Origin of the sequence: Novosphingobium sediminis (genome assembly GCF_007991615.1) — a bacterium.
In the GTDB taxonomy this organism is placed as follows: domain Bacteria; phylum Pseudomonadota; class Alphaproteobacteria; order Sphingomonadales; family Sphingomonadaceae; genus Novosphingobium; species Novosphingobium sediminis.
In genome coordinates, this window is sequence record NZ_BJYR01000021.1 from 25,185 (window position 1) to 46,974 (window position 21,790).

17 protein-coding genes are annotated in these 21,790 nt (G+C 65.8%); 3 read left to right on the plus strand and 14 right to left on the minus strand.

The genetic code is table 11. The features are described 5' to 3' along the window. Positions 1 to 10: 10 nt before the first annotated feature. From NSE01_RS15935 to NSE01_RS15950, 4 genes are all read right to left on the minus strand, one after another. Complete coding sequence (locus NSE01_RS15935) at positions 11 to 1,318, minus strand: APC family permease (RefSeq protein WP_170233869.1); 1,308 nt, start codon at positions 1,316 to 1,318, stop codon at positions 11 to 13. A gap of 83 nt (positions 1,319 to 1,401) precedes the next feature. Continuing rightward, a complete protein-coding gene (locus NSE01_RS15940) occupies positions 1,402 to 5,214 on the minus strand; it encodes a hypothetical protein (protein ID WP_147160646.1) in 3,813 nt (1,270 codons plus the stop codon). After that, positions 5,211 to 5,996, minus strand: coding sequence for a fimbrial biogenesis chaperone (locus tag NSE01_RS15945; RefSeq protein WP_170233870.1), 786 nt, complete (start codon positions 5,994 to 5,996; stop codon positions 5,211 to 5,213). Before NSE01_RS15945 ends, NSE01_RS15940 begins: the two co-directional genes overlap by 4 nt. A gap of 246 nt (positions 5,997 to 6,242) precedes the next feature. Continuing rightward, positions 6,243 to 6,677: a DUF4402 domain-containing protein gene (locus tag NSE01_RS15950; RefSeq protein WP_170233871.1), complete on the minus strand. Its 435-nt coding sequence runs from the start codon at positions 6,675 to 6,677 to the stop codon at positions 6,243 to 6,245. Between NSE01_RS15950 and NSE01_RS21895 the strand changes: the two genes are divergently transcribed. After that, on the plus strand, positions 6,676 to 6,807 hold the full coding sequence (locus NSE01_RS21895; RefSeq protein WP_281289524.1) for a hypothetical protein: 132 nt from the start codon (positions 6,676 to 6,678) through the stop codon (positions 6,805 to 6,807). The genes NSE01_RS15950 and NSE01_RS21895 overlap by 2 nt on opposite strands. Positions 6,808 to 6,866: 59 nt before the next feature. Here the strand turns inward: NSE01_RS21895 and NSE01_RS15955 are convergent, their stop codons facing one another. The 10 genes from NSE01_RS15955 to NSE01_RS16000 all read right to left on the minus strand — a co-directional run bounded on the left by NSE01_RS15955 (position 6,867) and on the right by NSE01_RS16000 (position 19,114). Further along, on the minus strand, positions 6,867 to 7,364 hold the full coding sequence (locus NSE01_RS15955; protein WP_170233872.1) for a DUF4402 domain-containing protein: 498 nt from the start codon (positions 7,362 to 7,364) through the stop codon (positions 6,867 to 6,869). A gap of 451 nt (positions 7,365 to 7,815) precedes the next feature. Continuing rightward, positions 7,816 to 8,334, minus strand: a complete 519-nt coding sequence (locus NSE01_RS15960) for a DUF4402 domain-containing protein (protein ID WP_147160650.1) — start codon at positions 8,332 to 8,334, stop codon at positions 7,816 to 7,818. A gap of 76 nt (positions 8,335 to 8,410) precedes the next feature. Beyond that, complete coding sequence (locus NSE01_RS15965; protein WP_147160651.1) at positions 8,411 to 8,908, minus strand: DUF4402 domain-containing protein; 498 nt, start codon at positions 8,906 to 8,908, stop codon at positions 8,411 to 8,413. A gap of 363 nt (positions 8,909 to 9,271) precedes the next feature. Continuing rightward, entirely contained in the window at positions 9,272 to 9,769 is a 498-nt protein-coding gene (locus tag NSE01_RS15970) for a DUF4402 domain-containing protein (RefSeq protein WP_246135246.1), read from the minus strand. Between the two features lie 160 nt (positions 9,770 to 9,929). Continuing rightward, the gene (locus tag NSE01_RS15975; protein WP_147160652.1) at positions 9,930 to 10,487 is read right to left on the minus strand and encodes a DUF4402 domain-containing protein; all 558 of its coding nucleotides are present in this window, start codon (positions 10,485 to 10,487) and stop codon (positions 9,930 to 9,932) included. Continuing rightward, a complete protein-coding gene (locus NSE01_RS15980) occupies positions 10,487 to 10,996 on the minus strand; it encodes a DUF4402 domain-containing protein (RefSeq protein ID WP_170233873.1) in 510 nt (169 codons plus the stop codon). Before NSE01_RS15980 ends, NSE01_RS15975 begins: the two co-directional genes overlap by 1 nt. Before the next feature lie 183 nt (positions 10,997 to 11,179). Beyond that, positions 11,180 to 16,330 (minus strand): COG1361 family protein, encoded by a 5,151-nt coding sequence (locus NSE01_RS15985; protein ID WP_147160654.1) that lies wholly within the window; start codon positions 16,328 to 16,330, stop codon positions 11,180 to 11,182. Positions 16,331 to 16,450: 120 nt separating this feature from the next. After that, the gene (locus tag NSE01_RS15990) at positions 16,451 to 17,527 is read right to left on the minus strand and encodes a DUF11 domain-containing protein (protein WP_147160655.1); all 1,077 of its coding nucleotides are present in this window, start codon (positions 17,525 to 17,527) and stop codon (positions 16,451 to 16,453) included. A 74-nt stretch (positions 17,528 to 17,601) separates the two neighbouring features. Next, a complete protein-coding gene (locus tag NSE01_RS15995; protein ID WP_147160656.1) occupies positions 17,602 to 18,093 on the minus strand; it encodes a DUF11 domain-containing protein in 492 nt (163 codons plus the stop codon). Positions 18,094 to 18,112: 19 nt separating this feature from the next. Further along, positions 18,113 to 19,114 (minus strand): hypothetical protein, encoded by a 1,002-nt coding sequence (locus NSE01_RS16000; RefSeq protein ID WP_147160657.1) that lies wholly within the window; start codon positions 19,112 to 19,114, stop codon positions 18,113 to 18,115. A 427-nt stretch (positions 19,115 to 19,541) separates the two neighbouring features. Between NSE01_RS16000 and NSE01_RS16005 the strand changes: the two genes are divergently transcribed. Further along, positions 19,542 to 20,291, plus strand: coding sequence for a phosphatidylserine decarboxylase (locus tag NSE01_RS16005; protein ID WP_147160658.1), 750 nt, complete (start codon positions 19,542 to 19,544; stop codon positions 20,289 to 20,291). Between the two features lie 86 nt (positions 20,292 to 20,377). Continuing rightward, positions 20,378 to 21,142 (plus strand): CDP-alcohol phosphatidyltransferase family protein, encoded by a 765-nt coding sequence (locus NSE01_RS16010; RefSeq protein WP_246135253.1) that lies wholly within the window; start codon positions 20,378 to 20,380, stop codon positions 21,140 to 21,142. The last annotated feature ends 648 nt before the right edge of the window (positions 21,143 to 21,790 follow it).

Consider the following 21,790-nt stretch of genomic DNA (forward strand, 5'->3'; position numbering starts at 1 on the left):
CTGTGCGGCTTCAGCGCTTCACGCTCAGCCGCAATCCACTGCGCACGATGAAGCCCAGTGCCAGCATGCCAAAGCTGATGAGGCAGCCGGACCAGCCGACGTAGATCACGCTGCTATAGAGCACGCCCGCGCAGGCCGCGGCGAAGATCAGCGGCAGGACCGGGTAGAGCGGCACCTTGTACGGGCGCTCCACCTCCGGCTGGCGGCGGCGCAGGATGACGACGGCGAGGCCGCTCATGGTGAGGAACAGCCAGTAGATCGGCGAGAGGTAATCGACCATCGTTGCAAAGCCCCGGCCCGAGGCGGCGCCCCACGCGATCAGCGCAAGTTCCACCGCCGTCTGCACGAGGATGGCCGCGCGCGGCACGCCCTTGCTTTGATCCCACTGCGCAAGGGCGGCCAGTGCCGGCTCGTCCTCCGCCGCAGTGTAGAGCGTGCGCCCGCCGACGATGATGAGGGCATTGAGCACCGAAAACGCGGCAATGGCGACGCAGATCACGATCACCGTCTCGCCCGCTGGCCCGAACGCGCGCGCCATCAAAGCGGCCGCGGGGGCCTCGCTGCCGGCAAGGCCTGCCATGCCAAGGCCGCGCACATAGGCCCAGTTGGCGATCATGTAGAGCGCGGTGATGAGGACCATTCCGCCAAGCAGCGCGCGCGTCATGTCTGCGGGTGTGCGCACTTCGGCGGAGAGCGTCGAGGCATCGTTGAAGCCGCCATAGGCCAGCATGATGAACACCATCGATTGCCCGAAGGCCGCGAGCGTGACCGGAGCCGCCGCGACGGTGGCAACCTGCTGCGGCGCGATCCCCTGATGCGCCAGCCATAGCGCCGCAGCGCCGAGCGCCAGCAATGCGGCGACATCCATCGCCACCATCGCGATCTGCGCGCGCGTACCCGTCTGCACCCCGCGCAAGTTGAGCGCGGTGAGCAGGATGACCATGCCGCCCGCGACGGCCGCCCGGGTGAGCGTGTCCATCGGCACGAGTTCGGCGAGGTAATCGATCCCGACGAACGCCAGAAGCGCGCCCGATGCAGAGAAGATCACCGCAAAGCGCGACCATGCGAATAGCCACGCCGCGTCGCCGCCGAAGGCCTCGCGCAGGAAGCGGTAATCGCCGCCGGTATCCGGATAGGCGGCGGAAAGCTCGGCATAGCAGAGCGCACCGATCAGCGCGAAAACCCCGCCGAGCGCCCAGGCCATCATCAGCGCGCCTTCGCCGCCAAGGCTTTGCGCCACCAGTTGCGGCGTTCGGAAGATGCCGGCGCCGATCACCATGCCCATGACGACGGCGGCAGCGGCGGTTGTGCTCAGCACGCGCTTAGGCTGGTGGTGCGGCGGAAATTCTTGCGCGGACTGCATCAAGCGGAACGGTAGAGAAATTTACCGCCGGGGAAAGGTCAGTTTGCCGATTTCACGTAGATCGATTGGCGCAGCACGCTGGATTTGCCGCCAAGGGTAAGCGTGACCGGGCCTTCCAGCTTGATCTTGAGCGATGCCGCCTGCTGTGGATCGAGTTCGAGGCGGTATTGGCCGGCGGGGAGGCGTTCGAACAGGAAGAAGCCATCGGATTCGCTGCGCGCCCGCGCGGCAAGGCTGCCATCGGAGCGGAGCAGCCGGAGTTGCAGGCGCGAGACGGCGCGGGTGCCGGTCCCGGCGCGGAAGTAGGCGGTGCCTTCGATGTCGCTCAGCGTCACGATCGCGAAGTTGCTGGTGTGGATCCGGCCCGGGCGCGGCACCAGTTCGATCCCCGGGCGCGACGGCGCAAGGGCGATGTCGGGCATGGAATCGCTGTCCACCCTGATCGACGCCCGCGCACCGTCGCCAAGCGCCGGGATGAAGGCATGCCCTTGCGCATCGGTCTGGCTTTCGTGCGTGCCGGAAAGGAAGGTCACGCCCGCAACCGGGGCCTCGTCCGCATCGCGCACGCCGTTGCCGTTGGTATCGGCAAAGGCGGTCAGGGCCGCAGCGCCGCCGCTGGTCAGCCCCGGCCGCGCGAGGAAGCCGTGTCCCGAAAGCGGATTGCGCCCGAAGCTGAAGCCGATGCGCAGCGCGACCGCGTAATTGCGCCGTGGAAAGCCGTAGGAACTGTCCAGCGCCACGTTGACCGGGCCGATGCGGCGGATCGCGGAAAGGCTCAGCGTGGTCTGGTTGTCGGTCAGCGTATGCGTCACCCCGCCGCGCAGCAGCGTGTTCTCGCCAAAGCGGCGGTCTGCCTCCAGCGTTACCGTCTGCAGTTTGACAGTGGGTGTCAGCGCATAACCGAGGCCCGCGCGGTAGCGCATTTTCGATCCCGATAGCGTGGCAAGGTCGAAGTTGCCGAGCAAGCGGCTGCTGGCGGGCGTGGAGGGGGCGCTCACGCGGTTGTAATCGAAGGTGTTGGACAGCAGCACGCCGCCGAGCGGCAAGGTGGCGCGCAGCGCGGCGTCGGTCTGGCGGCGGCCATCGGCAAACTCGATGCGCCTCACCTGCCCGGTCAGCGGCATGATGCGCGCATTGGCGCCCGATCCGAAGCGGAGCGTCGTATTGAGATTGAACTCTGTCGCGCGGCGCAGCGGATCGGAGGTGAACGCGCGCACTTCGTCGATCGCGCCGCCGGCATATTCGGCATGGTTGAGGCTGTAGCCAAGGCCGAACAGCTTGCCGCCAAGGCCCATCTCGACCGTCGTCCCGCCGCCGTCCTGCAGGCCAAGGTCAAGCCGCAAGGCGGTTGCGCCGATCCCGCTGCGCAGCCCGGTGGTGGCGAGCCAGTGCTGCTTGCCGCCGCTGTCCCAGATCGCAGCGCCGAGCGTGGCCGTGACCGCGCGCGAGAGGCCGTAGCCCAGTTCCGCCGTCGCGCGCCACTTGCCGAAATCGGGAGCCGGGCTGAAACGCGGGCCGCGCACGCCGAACAGGTTCATGTCCTTCTGCGCCGCGCCCACGCTGTAGACGAACTGGCCCGGGGCAAGGCGGCCATCGCCCACGCTGATCTTGCGCACCACTTCGCGGCGCTGCCCCTGCGGCCCGTAGAACACGAGCCGAAACACGTTGAGCCCGAAATCGACCGGAACCTGCAGGAAGGCATATTGGCCGTTCACCGGGGTCCGGGTCGATCCGATCAGGGTGTTGTTGCGATAGAGTTCGACCTCGTAGCCATCGAGCAGGTCGCCGCGCAGATCGACGGAATCGAAGATCGAGGCCTGTTCGAGCGGCGCATTGGTCACGAACGCCCCGCGTCCGCTCACCCCGCGCAGGCCGATGGGTAGCGCCCCGGTGGCGACATCGCCGAACTGGAACTCGGTGGCCTTGAGGGGGCCGAGCAGATCGCCATCAGGATCACGCCGGCCGAGTTCGAGCCGCGCTGCGGTGAGCCCGTCGCGCGTCGAGGCACTGGCGTAGGCGCGCGCGGTCATGAAGGCGAGGTCGCCGGCAAGCCGAAGGTCCGCTTCCAGCCGCGTGCCGAGATCGTCGTCGGTCAGCGCGCGAATTTCGGTCTCGCCAACGGGGACCGAAATGCCGCGCCACGGCGTTTCCTCCCGAGGGAAGCGCGCGGGGGCTTCCTTGTTGGACCGCGAGGACAACCGGTCGCGATCCGCTTCGCGGGCAAGGCGTTCCTCGAAGGGAAATGGCTCGCGGGTCTTCACCGCGATCGTCTGCGCGCGCAGATCGACCTTGAGATCGAGCGGGAAGAGATCGGAAAACCGCTCGGCCTTCAGGTAGAGCTCGCCTTCGAATGCGACCGCATCGCCCTTGCCGAGCGGGACCGGCTTGCCCGAGACAACCAGCGTGCCATCGCGCAAGTTGAGCGTGATGGTGCGTTTTTCATTGAGGAACCAGCCGCTTGCATAGTGCCCATCATCGCTCACCGCGATTGGCAGGTCGAGGAACCGGGTCAGCGCCCCGAGCGGTAGATAGACCCCTTCGCGCAGGCCATAGGCGACGATGGTGTCGCTCATCTCACCCTGCGAGGTTTCGATCTGGAGGATGAGTTCGTCATCCTCGCTGATGACCGGCGTGCCCGTGGCAGCGCCAAGGCCAGCCTGGTTGGTGACATTGGCGCGAAGCGGCGAGGCGGTCAGTGCCGCTTTCGGCGCAGCAGCGGGCGCGCCGAAGGCGGGCTCAGGAAGAGCGCGGCGGCTTTCGGCAAAGCTGCGCGAGGCTGGCTTTGCGGCAGGAGCCGGGGCTGAACTGGGGATGGTCGCCGCGACCGTCGTCAGCGGGAGGCTGGTCGGCGCGTAGGCGAGGCGTGTGGGCTTGGGCGCGGGTTCGCGCGGCAGGGCCGGGACGGCCTCAGCGGTTGGAAGCGGCGTAGCGCCAAATGCTGGACGCGGCATCGCTTCAGCGAGCTTGACCGGTGCTGGAGACGGAGCGGGCGGGGCAGGAGGCGCCACTTGCTCTGGCGTGGGCTGGTTAGGTGGTGGCGGCGCAGCAACCGGTGTTGCCGCTGCGGCCGGCGTTTCGGCGAGGGCAGGGGCCAGCGGACGCGTTGCCTCAGGCGCTGGTATGGCTGCCACCATTGCGGGCTTCACTGCTGCTGCCGCCGGTTCAACCTGCGGATCTGCTGCCTTTGCCAGCGCGGGTGCGGGATGCGGCGCTGCCGGGGCCTCCACCTTCGGCGCAGCGGGAGGTGGGGCTGGTGCGGCCTCCACGACAGGTGAAGCCAAAGGTGGAGCGGGGGCAGTTGCTGCCGGAGGTCCGAACGCTGGTGCCGGGAGCGGATCTCTTGCCGCCAGAACAGGCGGCTGCGGTGGTTCGGGTGGAACTGCGGCAGGTGTCGTTTCGACCGGTGTAGTTTCGGTATGCACAGGCTGCGTAAGGGCAGCAGGCTTGGCTACCGGCACTGGCGGCTGGGCTGGTTCAGGCGCAATCGCTTCCCTAAACTCGGCGGAAAGCACGCCGGTGCCCTCGAACGACGGCTTGGCCTCGGCTAGTTGGGACGCTGTCGGTGGAGCCTTGGACCGCGCGGCTTCCGCCTGTTTCTTGCCCGATTGCCTGGCGCTTGCCTTCCTGCCCGGCTTGGCCTCGGGCAACGGCGTCGTAGCGGCAGCAAAGCGCGGCTCCGGCAGTTTTTCCTGCCGCCGCGCCTTCTTCGCCTCGCGCACCGGATCGGGGGCGGGGCCTTCCGGCGGCGTCAGCTCACGGCGCGCGGCATCGCCCGCGAGCGCGAGGGTGGCGCCCAGCACGACCCGCAGCGAAGTGGAGGATCCGCGATCGTCTCCCCCGCGCCGCTTCACGGCACGACGAATTCCTGCCGCGCGAGCACTTTGCCGGGTGACATATCGTCATCGACATAGCTCACCGTCCAGCGCGCGCCCTTGGCAAGGAAGCGTGCTTCGGTCGCCGGATCGATCAGCACTTGCACCGCGCGCTCGGCAATTTCGGTGTAGACGCCGATGCCCTTGATTTCGGCGATCGGCCTCTTGGCGCCGGGCGCGGTGATGGTGACATCGCCGAAGGCCGAACGCGTGCCCTCGCGCGTGATCGTCAGCGAAAACGCACTTGGGCCACCGGGCTGGGCCGTCAGCTTCATGTCCTTGAAACCGGCGCTCAGCGTCGTCTCGCCCACGCGCACGATCACCGGGATCGAAATGCCGAAGCGCGGCACGATGCGCACGCCGATGCCGTCGCTCTTTTCGGCCCCGGCCGCTTCGTCGATGCTGGTGCCGCCGGTTTCGGGCGGGACGGAGACGACGGTAAAGTGCGAGCGGTATTCGCCCGGCGGCAGATCGGGCGGCACGCGCGCCATGATCCGCACCATCTGCGCCTCGCTGGCCGGTAGCGTGACATGGCGGGGCGACCAGCGCAGGAAACCGCTTGCCGTATGGACCGCATCGCGCGCGGCGGCATCCTGCAACGATGCAAGCTCGACGAGCCGTCCATCGCGTTGCATCACCATGTCGCTCACGGTGATTTCATACTCACCCGAGGCGGCCGCGCGGTTGTAAAGCCCGACGCTGGCGATGCGTGTGCGGTCGTCGATGACGACACGTTTGGGGAAGAGGTTGATATCGCCCATGCCGCCGACGGCCCCGGAAGGCAGCGCAGCAGGGGCAGGTGGCGCGTCGGCCGGTTCTTCAGCCTGCGCTGCCGCTTGGGCCAAGGCACTGGCGGGCAACGCAAAAACGAGACTGAAACCGAGTATTGCGGTGTTCAGTCGAGCCGCAAGGCCGCGATGTCCGATGTGAAGCAAGAGGTACGTCCCGGGTCAGCGAAATAGGTTAATGCCCTTATGGGGAATCCCTGATTCGCTGGCAATCGCAGACTACTGATAAGTCACAGTTACGGCATATGTGCCGGTGTAGGTGCCGGTCCTCTGGTTCGCCCCGACATTGAGCGTAGCGCCCACCGAAAGCGCGAAGCTGCGCTGGGCACTGAAGACAGCGCCGGGCGTCCAGTTGCTGCGGAAGGCGCTGAGGCGCATGTTGCGGGTGCCCTGGCGCAAGATCACCACGGTTGGCAGATCAACGCTGAACGCGCGCGCCGCTTCACCGACGACCGCAAACGTGCCGGGTCCGCGACGGATGGTCTGCACGATAGCGGTGCTGGTGACAACGCCGCCGGTGGTGGTGATCGCGCCCGAGGGTGCAAGAACCACCGTGCCGGCTGCGGTCGGCCTCGTGAGTTGGCCGAACGACAGGGCGTCGATCGGCGCGATTGTCAGCGGCGTGAGGATGGTCGCCTGCGCCGAGCCGCTCATGGTCGAGCTGCTCGGGGCTGCGAATGCAGTGCTGGAAAGAGCTGCCAGGGCGCAGGCCATGGCCGCCATTCCAGACAGGAATCGCGCGGGCGAGAACATCAGGGTTATCCGAAAGGAAATTGGCGACTGAAGCGGAATGACAGGGCCGGGGGATGCCGCAGCGGGCGGCCCCCGGCCGGATCAGTGCGATCAGTTGTAGGTGACGGTTGCCGAGTAGGAACCGACATAGGCACCGGCGGGCAGGCCCGCAGCCACGGTCAGCGTGCCGCCGACGGTGAAGCTGGCAACGCCGTTGGTGTCGAGCGCGCCCGACGAAGCCGAAGCCGTCGTGGTGAAGGGCATGTCGTTGCCGCTGAACGAGACGACGCCGCTCGTAGTGGCGATCGAGAACGAGCGGCCGGCATCGCCGGTCACGCCAAAGGCGTCTGCCGAATTGGTCGAGCCGGGAACGAAAGCAACATCGCTGCCGGTCGAGCCGACGCCAGCTTCGGTAACCGTGACCGTGCCGCCAGTGCCGGTGGTGAAGCGACCGAAGCCGAGCGCGGCGCCCGAGGTGTGGGTCAGTACGATGGGTTCGACGATGGTCGCGGTGGCGCTACCGTTGGTGCTCGAGGTGTTGCCCGAAGCCGCGAAAGCCGGCGTGGCCGAGATGAAGGCGATGGCCGAAGCGAGAATGATCTTCTTCACGTGTATGCTCCCGAATTGTGGCCATGGCGCCTCCCCCCTGGGCTGCGACACGACCGCGAAACTGCGGTACTGCGAAATCGGGCTGGATCGCCGTTATTCGGTACGTAGTCGTACGTATTCGGGGCGAGTTAATGGGTAGTTATTCGCATTTTTACTTAAAAAGTGCCCCAAAATGGGAATATAAACCAGTCAGTAATCTCTCTTTATTCGTAATTAACCATGCAAGTACCGGCCTGGATATGAATAATCGCGTTTAGTCATGCGCAATCGCATCGCCATGAGCGCCCTCATCAGGGAGCCTAGATCGCGGAAAAATTACGAAAATTTTTTTCCGCAGGTAATTTTCCGGTGCTGGAATCGGTTATCTCACCGCTGCGCGTGCCTCGCAGACGCAAAAAAGCCCGCGACCGGTGCGGCGCGGGCGGGTGGTTGCAGCGCTTTCGGCGCGGCGTCAGTTGTAGGAGGCGGTGATCTGGTAGGTGCCGTTGTAGGTGCCGATGGGCTGCGCCGCGCCAACGGCGAGCGTGCCGCCCACTGCGATATCGAGCGTGCCGACGGGAGATCCGGTCAGCGCGCCGACCGTGAACAGGGTGATCGTCATCGATCCGCCGCTGCGGGTCACCGTCGCTGCAGCCGGCAAGGTGACGAAGAACTGGCGGCCGGGTTCACCACTAACGCGGAACTTGCCGGCCTGTGGGCCAGAACTGCCCTGCGCAATCGCGGTGTTGCCCACCATGCCGCCGCTCGTCGAGACAGTCCCGGCCGTGCTCACGGTCACCGTGCCCGCCGCGGTCGGCCGGGCCATCACGCCAAATCTCAGGGGCGCTGTGGCGACGATGCTGATGGGGGTGATGATCGTGGCGCTGGCCGTTCCGGTCATCGTGGCCGTACCGCCAGGCGCCGCGAGCGCCGGGAGCGGCACTGCGAGCGCGGCAAGCGCGATCAGCAAGGAGCGGAAGCGAAAGGTCATGGCCTGGCCTGATTCGGAGGTTGGTGGCGAGAGCCCGGCTGCCGCCCGCAGGGCGACAGCCGGCGCAATCCCGGGCTCAGTTGTAGGTAACGGTCGCGGTGTAGCTGCCGGTATACGCACCGGCCGGCGCAGTGCCCGTCACGGTCAGCGTGCCGCCGACGGTGAAGCTGGCGGTGCCGGTCGTGCTGAGCGAAGCGGATGACGCCGAGGCCGAGGTGGTGAAGGCGAGGTTGGTCGCGCCCGAGGTCACGTTGCCGCCGGTCGTCGTGATCGAGAACGAACGGCTGGCGTCACCCGCGACAGTGAACTGGTCGGCCGAGTTGGTCGAGCCGGGCACGAACGTCACGTCGCTGCCAACCGAGCCAACGCCCGCGGCGGTGACGGTCACGCTGCCGCCGGTGCCGGTGGTGAAGCGGCCGAAGTTGAGGCTGGCCGAAGCCGGGTGGGTCAGCACGATTGGCGCAACGATGGTCGCGGTCGCGGTACCGGTGGCGGTCGACTGGTTGCCCGAGCCGGCAAAAGCGGGCGTCGCGGTGGCGAGAATCCCGATAGTGGCGAGAATGATCTTCTTCACGTCGTATGCTCCTGGTTTTCAGTTTCGCCCCGCGACGTCCCGGTCATGGAGCTGGTAAACGCGGTTTCATCAGGGCCTCGGTTTCCCGTTTCCTGATAAGTAATCTTCCTAAGGAGAGATGGTTAACAAACGGTTTGCCTGCGAAACCATTTGCAAGGAATTTGCGCCTGCCGACCTGAAAATCTGCACTTAGCTGGGCGATTTAGGTATCTGAAATTACGCGAATTTTATGGATTCGACGTTTGTCTCGGATGCGAAACAGGCGGCTCCGCTTTCGCGTGCCGCCTGGTAAAAAAATGCCGATTTTTCGTTAATGCTTGTTACGCTCAGTAGTACCCTCCGAAGAAGGCCATCGCGCGCGGATCAGTTGTAGGCGACTGTTGCCGAATAGGTGCCGGTATAGGCGCCAGTCGGAGCCGTGCCGGTCACGGTGAGCGTGCCGCCAACCGTGAAGCTGCCGGTCCCGGTCGCGCTCAGCGTACCACTCGCGGTCGATGCCGTGGTGGTGAAGGCGAGGTTGGTTCCGCCCGAGCTGACGTTGCCGCCCGTCGTCGCGATCGAATAGGAGCGGTTGGCATCACCTGCGACGGTGAAGCTATCGGCTGCCGTGGTCGAGCCGGGCACGAAGGTCACGTCGCTGCCGACCGAGCCGGTGCCGGTTGCGGTCACCGTAACAGTGCCGCCGGTGCCGCGCGTGAAACGCCCGAAGTTGAGGCTGGCGCTGGCGGGGTGGGTGAGCACGATCGGCGCGACGATGGTCGCGGTCGCCGTACCTGTTGCAGTTGATGTGTTGCCCGAGCCGGCAAAGGCCGGACTGGCCATGGTGAGCGCGATCAGCGCTGCGGGAAAAAGTCTATTCACCGGTTAAGCTCCTGGTCCCTTTCGCCCCGCACCGGAGAGTCGGCGAAGCTGGAGGGGCCGGGCTTCCCCGGCGTCCTCTTAGGTATATTTCCTAAGTAGGTATGGTTAATGAAAAGTAAGTGCTGCGGGAAGTGGCGCAATTTGGCTCAGCTGAGGACAATCAGCTGTAGGTTACCATGATCGTCAGCGTCGCCCGGTAATGCGCCGGTGCCGTGCCGGCAGGCACATTGAGCCGGCCGCCGACGGATATGCGATCTTCGCCCTTTTCATCGAGTTCGCCGATGCTGGTAACGCTTCCGGCGTGGCTGGCGAGGTGGACCTCAAGCGCGTCTATGGCGAGCGACGGTGCGCTGCCTCCGCTGACCAATGTCCCGCTGGCGCTGATCGCGGAAGGCGCGTTGACGGTGTAGCTGCGGCCCGGCTCCCCGCTCACGAGAAAGCGGGCGGGCGCGACCCCCGCGCAGGCACCGCCGCCCGCGCAAGCCGGCGAAGTGCCGCCGGCATAGGTCGCGCCGCCTTCCGATCCCACCGTCACCGATCCGCTCGCGAAGCGTGATGAGGTGAGCGAACCGAAATCCAGATCGTTCAGCGATACCGCAATGATCGGCGAAATGATCATCGCTTGCGCCTGCCCGAGTGCGGTCGCAGTCTGGCCGGTAGCGGCAAGGGCGGGTGATCCGATCAGCGCGGCGGCTGCAAGAAGATGGCGCGCGCGCATCACAGTTCCGCCAGCACGGTCACGACGATCGGCACCGGAATGGCCAGCTCCGCGCCGCCCGAGGTCCGCGCGACCTGAAGCGTGCCGCCGACGCGGAATGTCCGGCTGCAGATCCGGCGCTGGCAGCCGGTCAACGTCACTTGCGCGGTCTGGCCCGGAACCAATGCGGAAACGCCCGGCAGATCGGTGTCAAAGCTGGCGATCGTGCCGGTCACGCCGCCGCTGATCTGGCTTGCCGCTCCCGGCACAAGCACTGCAATCAGCAGCGAATAGTTCGTGTTGGCGTTGTTACCGCGGTCATAGGTGAAGGTGAACTGGGCGGGACCGGGCGCTGTCCCCGTCAGCGGGACAATGGCTGATCCGGTAACCGATCCGGTTGCTGAAACGGTTCTGGTGCCGGAAGTATCGGTGAAAAAGCTGCCAAAGCGCAGGGCTTGGTCTGCGCTAACGGTCGCCGATGGCGCGGCGGCGAGGGCAGGGGAGGTGCCGCACGCAAGGCTTGCAACCATGACCGCCGCCGCCATCCGGCGGATCGTTCGGTGCGGGTACGTGGTGCGAACGCAGTGCAAGCTGACCATCCCTGCGCAAACGGCGGAGATATGGTTGATAAACCTGCACTCGCGCTGCGGCAATACGCGGGAAGGCGCAGTCCCCCGTTGGAACATCCTTAGCCAAGTCGTTAACGCGAATGTTTACCGCCCGATGCCCAGCGCGGCGAGGCTGTTCGAATCGAACTTGATCCGCATCGTCGCAAACACGCCCTTGGTCGTGTTGCGCGCGCCGGCAAAATCGCGGTCGCGGAAGCCGGTGAGGTTATAGCCGATCACGACCATCACGTTATCCGCCGGGACGATGCCGATCTGCGGGCCAATCGCGTAGGAGGTCGTGCCATCGGACAAGCTGCGACGCACCGTCGCGCTGCCGCCGACTTCGATGCGCTTGCCGATGCCGATGCGCGCATCGACACCGCCGAGCGCGGTCGTGCCGGCAAGGTCAAAGCCTTGATAGCGATCGAGATTGTGCCGCGCGGCAACGAATAGGCCAATTTCCGTGCGCTGGACCATTTGCCCGTCGACCCGGCCAGTGGGGGCCCAATCCCCCGAAAAGCTGGCCACGATCCGCCGCGAGCGGGCATTGCCGTCAACCGTCAGCGCCGTGCCATCAGTGGCCGAACCGGCGCCGGTTCCGGTCGCCGCCGTCACGCCCGAGATGCGGTCGCTGCGGAATTCCAGCTTGCTCAGGAACGCGAAGGCAGATGTTGCCGGGCGGTGCGCGATCGAGATCGCGGCGCTGCCCACTTCGCTCGTCGCGCCGGTCGCATCGTGCGATCTGGCCCAGGTCACCGCGCCGCCGACCACGCTGCCTTCACCAAGCTGGCGGATCATGCCGAAGGTCACGCCCTTGCGCTTGGTCAGTTCGCCATCGCGCAGTTCGGCGCGTGCGGTCGCGCTCCAGCGGCCCGAACGCCACGTCGCGCCCAGCGTATAGGCGGTGAAGTCCTCGGCAATCGTGGACTGGCTGCTCGCGCCGACTACTGCGGTGCCGCCATTGGTGGCGCGCGCGCTCTTGCCGCCAATGACCTTGTTGCCGTCAATCGTCGCGTCGAGCGTCAGCGCCTTGCTCACCGGCAGCGACTGCGCGAGGCCATAGGATGCGAAGGCGCGCTTGCCCTGTTCCGTGATCGACTGCTGCTGCTGCTCGCCCGTAACGGGAAGGCCCTTGTTCGATTGCTGGCCGATCACCGTGGCGATCTTGGCACCGGTCCACGGCTGCACTTCCAGCCCGCCGCGCAGCGTGCGCGTTTCGCCCTGGCTGCCATTGCCGATCTCGTAATCGCTGATAACGCGGACATCGGGCGTGATCGCATAGCGCATACCAACGCGGTAGCGCGGCGCCTGATACGATGTCGCATCGCTGCGGCCGATCGAGATCGAGCCCGCCGCGCTCAGTTCCAGCTTGTTGTCGAACAGGCGCTTGGTGCTGCCCGCTTCGATCAGCGTTGTGCTGCCGCCCTTGGCGCCGGTGGGGCCGGTTGCCGCGCCCTGCGCCAGCGTCTCGCTGTAGCGGGCCACGGCAAGGCGCATTTCTGTCCCGGCGGAGTTCCACGTCGTGCCCAGCTGGATCGCGCTGCGCTTGGCGCCATCGACCAGCGAGGTGTCCTGCCACGCGGTGCCGCTCACCAGCCATTTCTGGCTGAGGCGGTAGCGCGTATCGATGCCGATCTTGCGGCGGCCCAGTTCGCCGATGCTGACCTGACCCACGCCGAAATTGGCATCGAGCGAACGGATGTAGGCCAGCACGTCGAGCCGCGCATCATGGCGTTCGGCCTCGATCATCCACGCCGCCTTGGTGCCGCTGCCCGCCTGACCGGCCGCGAGGTTGCCGCCGGTCGCATGGCTCATCGCCGCTTCCGCGCGCACTTCGGTCTTGCTGCCGATGTAGAGCTTGGCATCGACCGCGCCGAGATTGGTGCGCGTGACCGCCGCGCCCGCCGCGGCCGAGGCATCGCTGATCGCGGTCGCGCCGAGGCGGACCTTCTCCGACTTGTTGCGCCATTCCGTACGGGCGCCGGCGTTCCATGCACCGCCGTTCAGCGTGTCGATTTCGTAATCAACCACAATCTGCTGCGGATTGAGGTTCGCATCGCGGCTCAGCACCGGCTGCTTGAACGTGATCGTGCCTGCCAGCAGATCGATGTCGTAGTCGAGGAAGCGGGTGAGGGTCTGGCTGTTGACCACCACTTCCGACCGGAACCGGTCGCGCACTTCGATCGTCACCGTCTCGCTGTTGGGCACGATGGCGCGGCTGGAGAGGCGATAGGGGCCGCTGATGCCGCCACCGGGAATCTGGTCGCGCCGATGCGTGGTGGCGACCTTGGCGGCGTAGGCTTCGGTCCGCAGCTGGCCCAGCCGCGCTTCGGCTTTCACGCCGGTCATCGTGCGCTGGTAGCGGCCGAGCTGGGTGTGATCGAAGCCGGTGTTGAAATCGCCGAACATCGCCCGCACCTTGGCGCTCTCGATGCGGACATAGAGCTTGTTGACGCTTGCGGCGTCGAAGCGGCGGTCGGATCCGTCGGCGAACACAGTGTAATAGGCCTTGGGATCGAGCCCGCCCAGCAGGCGCTGCTCGGCGCGCTGCTTGGCGCTGTCATAGGCGATCGTGGTCAGCCATTTGCCCTTGATCCGGCCCTTGGCGTAGAACGCGACGCGGCCGTGATCGCCAAGATCGCTGTCGAACTTGCCGGTGCGGTGCATGTGATCGGCAATCGTCTTCGCGCCCACTGCGCCCTCGGCAAGGCCCACCAGCGTCCACTTCGCTTCACCCGGCACGACCCAGGTTTCGAGAACCTGCTGGCGCTTCACCTCGCGGTCGGTGAACTGGAACGTGAGGTCGAGGCCGCCGCTGACCATCGTCGGGGCGAGTTCGATCAGCGCGATGCCGTCGTCGCCCTTGACGATCCACGTCGGCGGCGTGCGGTCGAGGCCGGAAAGCACGCGGCTCTGCATGGCATCGAGCGCCGCCGCGCTTTCGTAGGGCGCAGAGAGCGTGATCGGGCCGGAAATGCCGGCATGAACCGGGCGGCCGGTGCGATCGAGCACGCGCACCGCCACCACCGGGCGGGTGGCGCCATCGGCTACGAGGTGGGTGCGCTCGGGCACCAGCTCGACCTTTGCCGGGGTCGCGCCAAAGTGCACCGTGCGGCTCAGCGTCTGCACCACGGCGCCGCTGGGATCGCGGACTTCCGCGTCGAAACGGGTATCTTCCCCATTCAGCGGCAGGCCGCGCCAGACGCTGACGGCAAAGCCCTCGGGCGAGCTCTGCGCGCCGTCGAAGGCGAGCTTGTCGACCGGCTTGCCATCGATCTTGAGCGCCACGGTCTGCCCCTTGCGGTGGCGGATCACCACGCGGGTCGTCGGTGCGCGCGGGTTGTAGTCAGCCGTGGGGAACACGAACTCGGTGGGCCCGTCGCCCTTGGCGATCCAGTCGGTATCGCCGCCCGCGGCAGTACGGTCGCTGTCCGCAACCGGCTTGGCGGCCGCTGCAGCAGCTGCGGCAGCGAGCGTCTCGGCAGGCACGGTCGCCGCGAAGTTGGCGACGACGAGGCTGCCACCCTGGCCAATCACGAACCGGCTGGAGGCGCTGCCGGCGCTGCGGGTGGAGCGTGTGCAATCAACGAACTTGCCGCCCTTGGGCAGCGTAACTGCTTGTGCCTCAACGACATGCGTGCCGGGCATCAGCCCTTCGAAGTGGTAGCGACCTTCGGCATCGGTAACGGCGAAGCTGCCATCCTCGAGCACGAGGCGCACACCGCCGATGCCGGGACGGGGCGCTGCCTTCGTGTTCGGCACATCGCAGCCGCCCAGCGTAATGCGGCCGATCAGCGTCATCGTCGAGGCAAGGTTGTCGCGCTCGATGCGTACTGCAGAACTTGCCGTTGCGGTTAGTCCACGAGCATCAACTGCGTCAATTCGGTTAATGGCATTGCCGGCTGAGGCGTCCGGACGCACCGTCATCGCATAAGTCACGGTGCGGCTTGCACCCGGTGCAATTGCGCCGACGGCAATGGTCATGGTGCGGCCATCGGGCGCTACGGTAACAGCGTCGGACGCCGGTTTTGCGCCGTCGATGCGGATCGTGTTCACGCGCAAGCGCAGGTTGGCCGATGGCGTGTCACTCAGCACGACACCGCGTTTCGCGCGCCCCGGATCGGTGTTCCGCATGGTAATCGTGTAGAACACGGCATCGCCCGGTTGGGCGACCTGCCGTGAGGCAACCTTGCTCAGGCTCACCGCAACGGGTGGCCGGTCCACCGGTATGTCGACGCGAACTGGTGATGGGTTTGTAAGTGCCAGATTCTCACCATAAGATGCTGGCAAAATAACCAGATCGCCCCCATCGGGGCGCACCAATCCAATGAAGTTCTTGGGCGTCAGCGCAGATGGCGCCGTATACGGGTCAGGTGGGACAACCACCAGCCGGTAGGTGCCGAGCGGTGCGAGCGGGAAGCGGTATTCGCCCTCCGGCATCTGCCAGGTGCGGCCTGCGCCGTCGGTTATCAGCGAGCCTGTGACGATCGTCGAGGGCCAGGTCGTCACGCCGTCATCGGCAAAGACGCGTGCCGGCTGGCCGGTAGCGACATCGACCAGCGTGACCCGTGCGCCGTCGATCGGAGCCGCATCTTCGCTATCGAAAACAAGACCATAAGGGTCGGCGAGCACGTCCACATCGGTCTTGATGACGGTGCCGTCACCGGTCGCGCCATTGTAGGAAACGGTGACCTTGTCGCCAGCAGAGACGCTGAGGCGGCAATCGCCGTCCCTCGGCTGCGGCGGGATCGCGCTGGTGGGGATCGCCCCATAGAAAACGCCGCTGTCCGCAGCGGTTTCGGTGACGGTCAGCTGTTCCTTGTCTCCGCTCGCCGATGTGATCGTGACCTTGACGGTATCGATCAGCCCCGGATTGAGGCCGGTGTGGAGCCGGAAGAGGCGGAAAACGACCGGTTGGCCGACAACGATACTGGAAATCGCCGCGGGCTCGGATGGATCGGCGCCCTTGGGGTCGATATTGACGCTGGGGAGGGGCGTGCCGCCGCAACTGCCGGCGTTGATCGCCAGCGTTTCGCTGCCGTTGGGCAGGGGCAGCACGAAAATCTTGGTAGCTTCCTGCACCACATCGAACGACACCACGTTGGAGTCGGCGGTCAGTTCAGTGCCGCTCTGGCTCCAACGGGCATATGCGGTGTTGGTGATGGTGTTTGCCGCGGCGGGAACGCTGGTCATGGCAAGCAGCGCTGCAAAGAGCAGCGCGGCGATTGCCCAGATCCTGTTCCTCAATGCCAGCATGGCGTTTGTTCTTTGTTTTCAAGACAAAAGGAGGGTGTGGCGGCGGCCTACCCCCGGGTCTGCCGCCGCCGTCCTGTCCTGGTTCATCGATTGATTGGGAGGTGCCCGCCTAGGGCCCGCTCAATTAATCGTGGCTTGGAACACCACTGTCTTGGTTTCCCCGCCGGCCACCGAAGCGAGCGTGCCGCTCACGGTGTTGGAGGCCATCGTGCCCGTACCGGTCGTGTCGGCCGCGCAGGTCGCAACGCCGCTGGCGATGGTCGCCGTGCCGTTGGTCTTCACGCCGAACGACGAATCGTAGGTCAGGTTCGCGGGAATGGGGTCGGTCACGGTGATCGAGGTTGCCGTGGCGCTGCCCGAGGCGTTGCTGATCGCGATGCAGTACTGGATCGTCGCGCCCGGGATCATCTTCGGGTTCACCGTCAGGTTGATCGGATCGCTGATGATGCGCGAAGACTTGATCGCGCTGAGCGTCGCGGCGGAGACCGTGTAGTCGTCCTTGGCCGAGAACGCGGCATCGCGCGCCGTGTCGGTCGCGCCGGCGCTGTCGGCGAACACCGTATCCATGCCAGCGGAGTTGGCACCGGAGGTCTGGACAAGCGCAGCACCCTGGCTGCCAGCCCCACCGGCCTCGCGGCCCGTTGCGGTGAGCGTGACTGCGGCCACGGCGTTGTTGGCCTGGGCCAGCGGCACGTCGGCCACGACGAATACGGTGGACGAAGCATCGGCCGCCACCTCATCGAGGTAGGTGACGAGCGCATCCCCGGCGTCATACGAGCCGACGGTACCGGTCGTGGGGTTGTCGCGGTAGATCCGCACGTTGGTCACGTCGAATGTGTCGGTATTCGAGTGCGCGCCGGCGTTGCCCGTCTGCTGGGCTACGCTGAGCGCGAGGTCGAGCGCGGCGTTCGAGGTGTTGACCACGGTGAAAGCCGTCACCTGGTTCGTTGCACCCGGCGTGACCGTCGTCGTCGTCGTGCCGACTTCGGCAACGGTCAATTGGATACGGCGGTCGACCGTGAGCGTGTCGGACGCGCTCGTACCGGTCTGGGCGATGCCGCCGACCTGAAACGCCACCGACACAGTGTTGGTGATCGTCGAGCCGGCGGTGGTACCGGCCGCGTGGGCCGGATTGGCGCCGAGAGCGGCAAGGGCGAGAACGCCCGCCGCACCCAGCAGTCTGCTGCGATACGTCATTTTCTTATGCTCCACTGGGTTGCCTGCGAATATTCCGGTCGCTCACAGGCCTGGCGACCCCCCGTCTCGCCGTTTTAGCGAACGATTCCGTGGTATTGGACTTCACCCGAAGCGCCCGGAGCGATCGTCGGGATTGTCCAGCGAACATGCGTCACATCGGCTGCGGTGGCTGAGCGCGACGCGCCGTCGGTGCCGGTGACCTTGAGGCTGCCGAGCTGCCCCCAGGTCTTGCCGCCATCGATGGAAACTTCCGTGCCCGGCGCGCTCTCGCTCGCAAGGGCGACCGCCGAAGGCAGCGGGTTGGTGACGACGAAGTTGGTCACCGCCTGCGCGCCGTCGTTGTGATAGCGCGTGGTGAACAGCAGGTGGTCGCCGGGAATGACGACCTTGGGCTCGACCAACTGGGTCTTGCTGACGCCATTTTCGGTCACGATCTTCTCGAGCATGACATCGCCCTTGAGCGTGACCGGAGACGGCGCCGACTGGGCAGCCGCGAGAGCCGGGCCGGCCATGGCAACCATGGTGGCAGCGCCAGCAAGAGACTTGATGAGGAATGAAAGCTTCATGGTTTGCCTCCCTGGCTAATCAGTTGATCTTGACGGAGAAAGCGACGGTCTTGGTGGTGCCGCCGGTGATCTTGCCGAGTGTGACGTCGATCCCGCTGGCGCCGCCGACGCCGGCATCGCCATCGACCCCATCGGTGAGGGCGGCAGAATCGAGCTTCAGCGAGCCGGGCACGTAGGTCGTCCCGTCAGGAATGGTGTCGATCACGTGCAGGCCGTCGAGCGTACCGCTTCCGGTGATCTTGGCGGCAAGCGAATAGGTTACGATGGCCCCAGGAACCGGCTTGGCGGTACCGAATGGATCAAGGATCGTTGCCGACTTGCTCAGCGAAATGTTGGCAAGGCTGGCGATCAGCGCAGCGAGCGAATTGGCCGAGGCCGTGGTCAGGCCGACGACCGCATCGCCGCCGCCTTCGCCCTTGCCCGAGAAGCTGGTGCCGGGGGTGCCGCTGCCGGTCTGCGCCGTGGCGGTGAGACGGACCTGGCTGGTCTGCGCGTCGGTAGCGCCCGCGGGCAGGTCGACGAGGACGAAGACCTTGGTGCTCTTGTCCGGGGCAAGCACTGGTGTGGCCAGCGCGCCGGCAGTGAGCACGGTGTCAACGCCGGGATCATAGACCCCGTTGCTGTTGCTATCGAGGACGACGGACTTGATCGTGCCGTCGAAGCCATTGCCGGAAGTCTTGGGGTCGGCTGCAAGGTTGAACGCTTCGGGGCCGTTGCCGCTGTTGGTAACCGAATAAATGAGCACCGCCGGCTCGCTGGTTGCAGTGGCGGGCGCTGTGCTGAGCGTCGCCACGGCAACGTCGAGAAGTTCGTCGACCTTGACCGTCACCTTGTTCGACGTGACCGATCCGGTGGTCGAACCAGACTGGTAGGTCGCGGTGGCGGTGTTCTCGATCAGCGTGCCCGCGAGCACGCCAGTGGCATGCGCGGTGTTCGCGAGAGGCGCGGTTACGGAAAGGGCGACAAGCGAGCATCCAGCGATGCCCGCAGCCCGGCTCAAGGGGGAGAGGTACGTATTCATACGTGGGCCTTTCCACCGGGTGTGGTTAACATCAGGTAAGAGCGGGGCGGCCCGGAGTGGCGGAAGGCCGACAGGAGCGGCTTATGACTTTCGCGCTCGCGTTAACCAACCATGGTTAAGCTGTGTCAGGATGAGGGCCATAAAGAACTTGAAAACATTGATAAATTTAGGGTGCGTTGGCCCGGCCAGGCCAAATTGTTACCGCGCAATTGGCTAGGGGAAGCGCCAGATGCCCTTGAAAATATTTTTAAAAATGGTCCGAAACGGTTATGAAACCTCGTTACCAAAGATGAACTGACGGCCCCCGGCAATAATTGGTTACCGCATCGCGCCGGAAGGTAACGAGCCAGCGTGCGAACCCGTCCACCACCGGGCGCACTGATGCTCAGCGCTTGTCCGCGCGCGCGGCGCAGCCTAGAGGGACGGAATGCCGGGAGAAATTCTAGACAATCGTGGGCGCGGTTCCGCCGGGTTCACCTGGCCCGCCATCCATCCGGAAGGGCGCAAGTTCGGGGCTATTGCCGCCGCGCTATGCCTGGCCGGCGTGCTGCTGGGCGGATCGCTGCTGGGCTGGCCACTGGCCGTGCTGACACTCGGCGTGCTCGCCTTCTTCCGCGATCCGGAACGCGTGACCCCGCGTGATGACAGCATGATTGTCGCGCCTGCGGACGGTCTCGTCACCCAGATCCGCACGGTTGTCCCGCCCCGCGAGATGACGGCGGACGATGGTAGCGGCCGGCCTGCATTGGCGGATGGGCCGGTGACACGCATCTCGATCTTCATGTCGGTGTTCGACGTCCACGTGAACCGCACGCCGATCGGCGGGACGATCCGCCGCGTGGTCTATATTCCAGGCAAGTTCCTCAATGCCGATCTCGACAAGGCGAGCGAGGAGAACGAGCGCCAGCACTTCGTGGTTGAGCGCGGTGATGGTGTGCGCGTGGGCTTTACCCAGATCGCCGGCCTTGTCGCGCGTCGCATCGTGCCGTTTGTGAAGGCGGGCGACATAGTTGCGAGCGGTCAGCGCGTTGGCCTTATCCGTTTCGGCAGCCGCGTCGACGTTTACCTGCCCGCCGGAACCGAGCCGCGCGTACTGATCGGGCAGCGCATCGTTGCCGGTGAGACGGTTCTGGCACTGCTCGGACAGGCCCCGATGATCGAGGGCGTGCGCCAGTGAACGAGGTGCCTCCGCCCGGCAAACGTGCTGCGGCAAGGGACGGAGCTGACCGGGAATTTTCGGGTGAGGATTTTGGCCGCCACCGTCTGCCGCGCGGGCTGACCTTGCGGGCGCTGGTGCCCAATGCGATCACCTCGGCGGCGCTTTGCAGCGGCCTCACCGGCATACGCTTTGCCATTGGCGGCGATTTTCATTCGGCTGTTCTGGCGGTCATGCTCGCCGGCGTTCTCGACGGGATCGACGGCCGGGTTGCCCGGCTGATGAAGGCGCAGTCGCGCTTCGGGGCGGAGCTCGACAGTCTCTCCGATGCGATTGCGTTCGGGGTCGGTCCGGCCCTGATCCTTTATCTGTGGTCGCTTAGCTCCGTACCTCGCTACGGCTGGTTTGCCGCGTTGGCGCTGGCGGTATGCTGCGCGTTGCGCCTGGCGCGTTTCAATGCCTCGATCGATCTGCCGGGCCAGCCGCACAAATCGGCAGGTTTCATGACCGGCGTGCCCGCTCCGGTAGGGGCCGCCCTTGCTTTCCTGCCGCTTTACTTGTGGTTTGCCAGTGGGCTTGAAGAGTTTCGCCAGCCCATCGTGGTTGGCCCTTGGGCGCTGCTCATCGCGTTCCTGATGATTTCCAATCTGCCGACGCTTGGCTGGGGAGCGCTCCGGCCGCGCCGCGCGATCCGGCTCGAGGTGATTGCGCTGTCCGGCATGATTACCGTGGCATTGCTGACCGAACCCTGGCTGACCCTTGTGGGGATCTGTGCGCTCTATCTTGCGCTGATGCCGGTGGGCGTATGGCGATATCGCCGGATCAGGCTGCAGCGCGCAAACGCGAACCCGCTGAAACCTGAGCAGGCCTGACTAGGCGCACAGGCGCGCGCCGCGTCCGTACCGGCAAACGCGGCGCCGAGGGCAGCGACGTCGTGGTAATCTCCACCAGGAACTCCCGGTCCGCCGCGAGTGCGCGCGAATCCGCCAGCAGCCTGCGCACGGCGGGCAATTGGCCACGCACGGTGACAGCGATCGCCGCAAAAGCCACGCAGCCAGCACCGGCCATGACAAGCGAGGCGAGGAGGGAGACCATGGACATGGAAACGCTGCCTTTCGAACGTGGGCGAACCGCTTGACAGGCGGTGGATACCCTGTGGATAAGATGGGGAGAGAATCGGAAACTCCAAGTCTTCCCTCTCGATGAGAACAATGTTCTCTTTTTGTTCCGTACCGTCAAGCCGATTCGGTATGGCCCTGCGAAATTTTCGACAAAGTTGAATCCGGCAGCGCGGATTCCGACGGTGCGGTTCTCGTAAGCAAGCTGCGCATTGGATGCGCTGGAACTGATTCGCCCGGAAATATCTGGTGGTTACAGCAGTCTCGCCGAGTTGCGGTCCCCGCGCACGGGGCGCGCGAGGACCGCTGCAGCGGTCTGGGAGGGCGCCTGATCAGGGCCGCGACCGCCAAGGCCGCTTGGGTATGCGGCCGGCTTGGCCGCCTGGGTGTGCGGCCAATCAC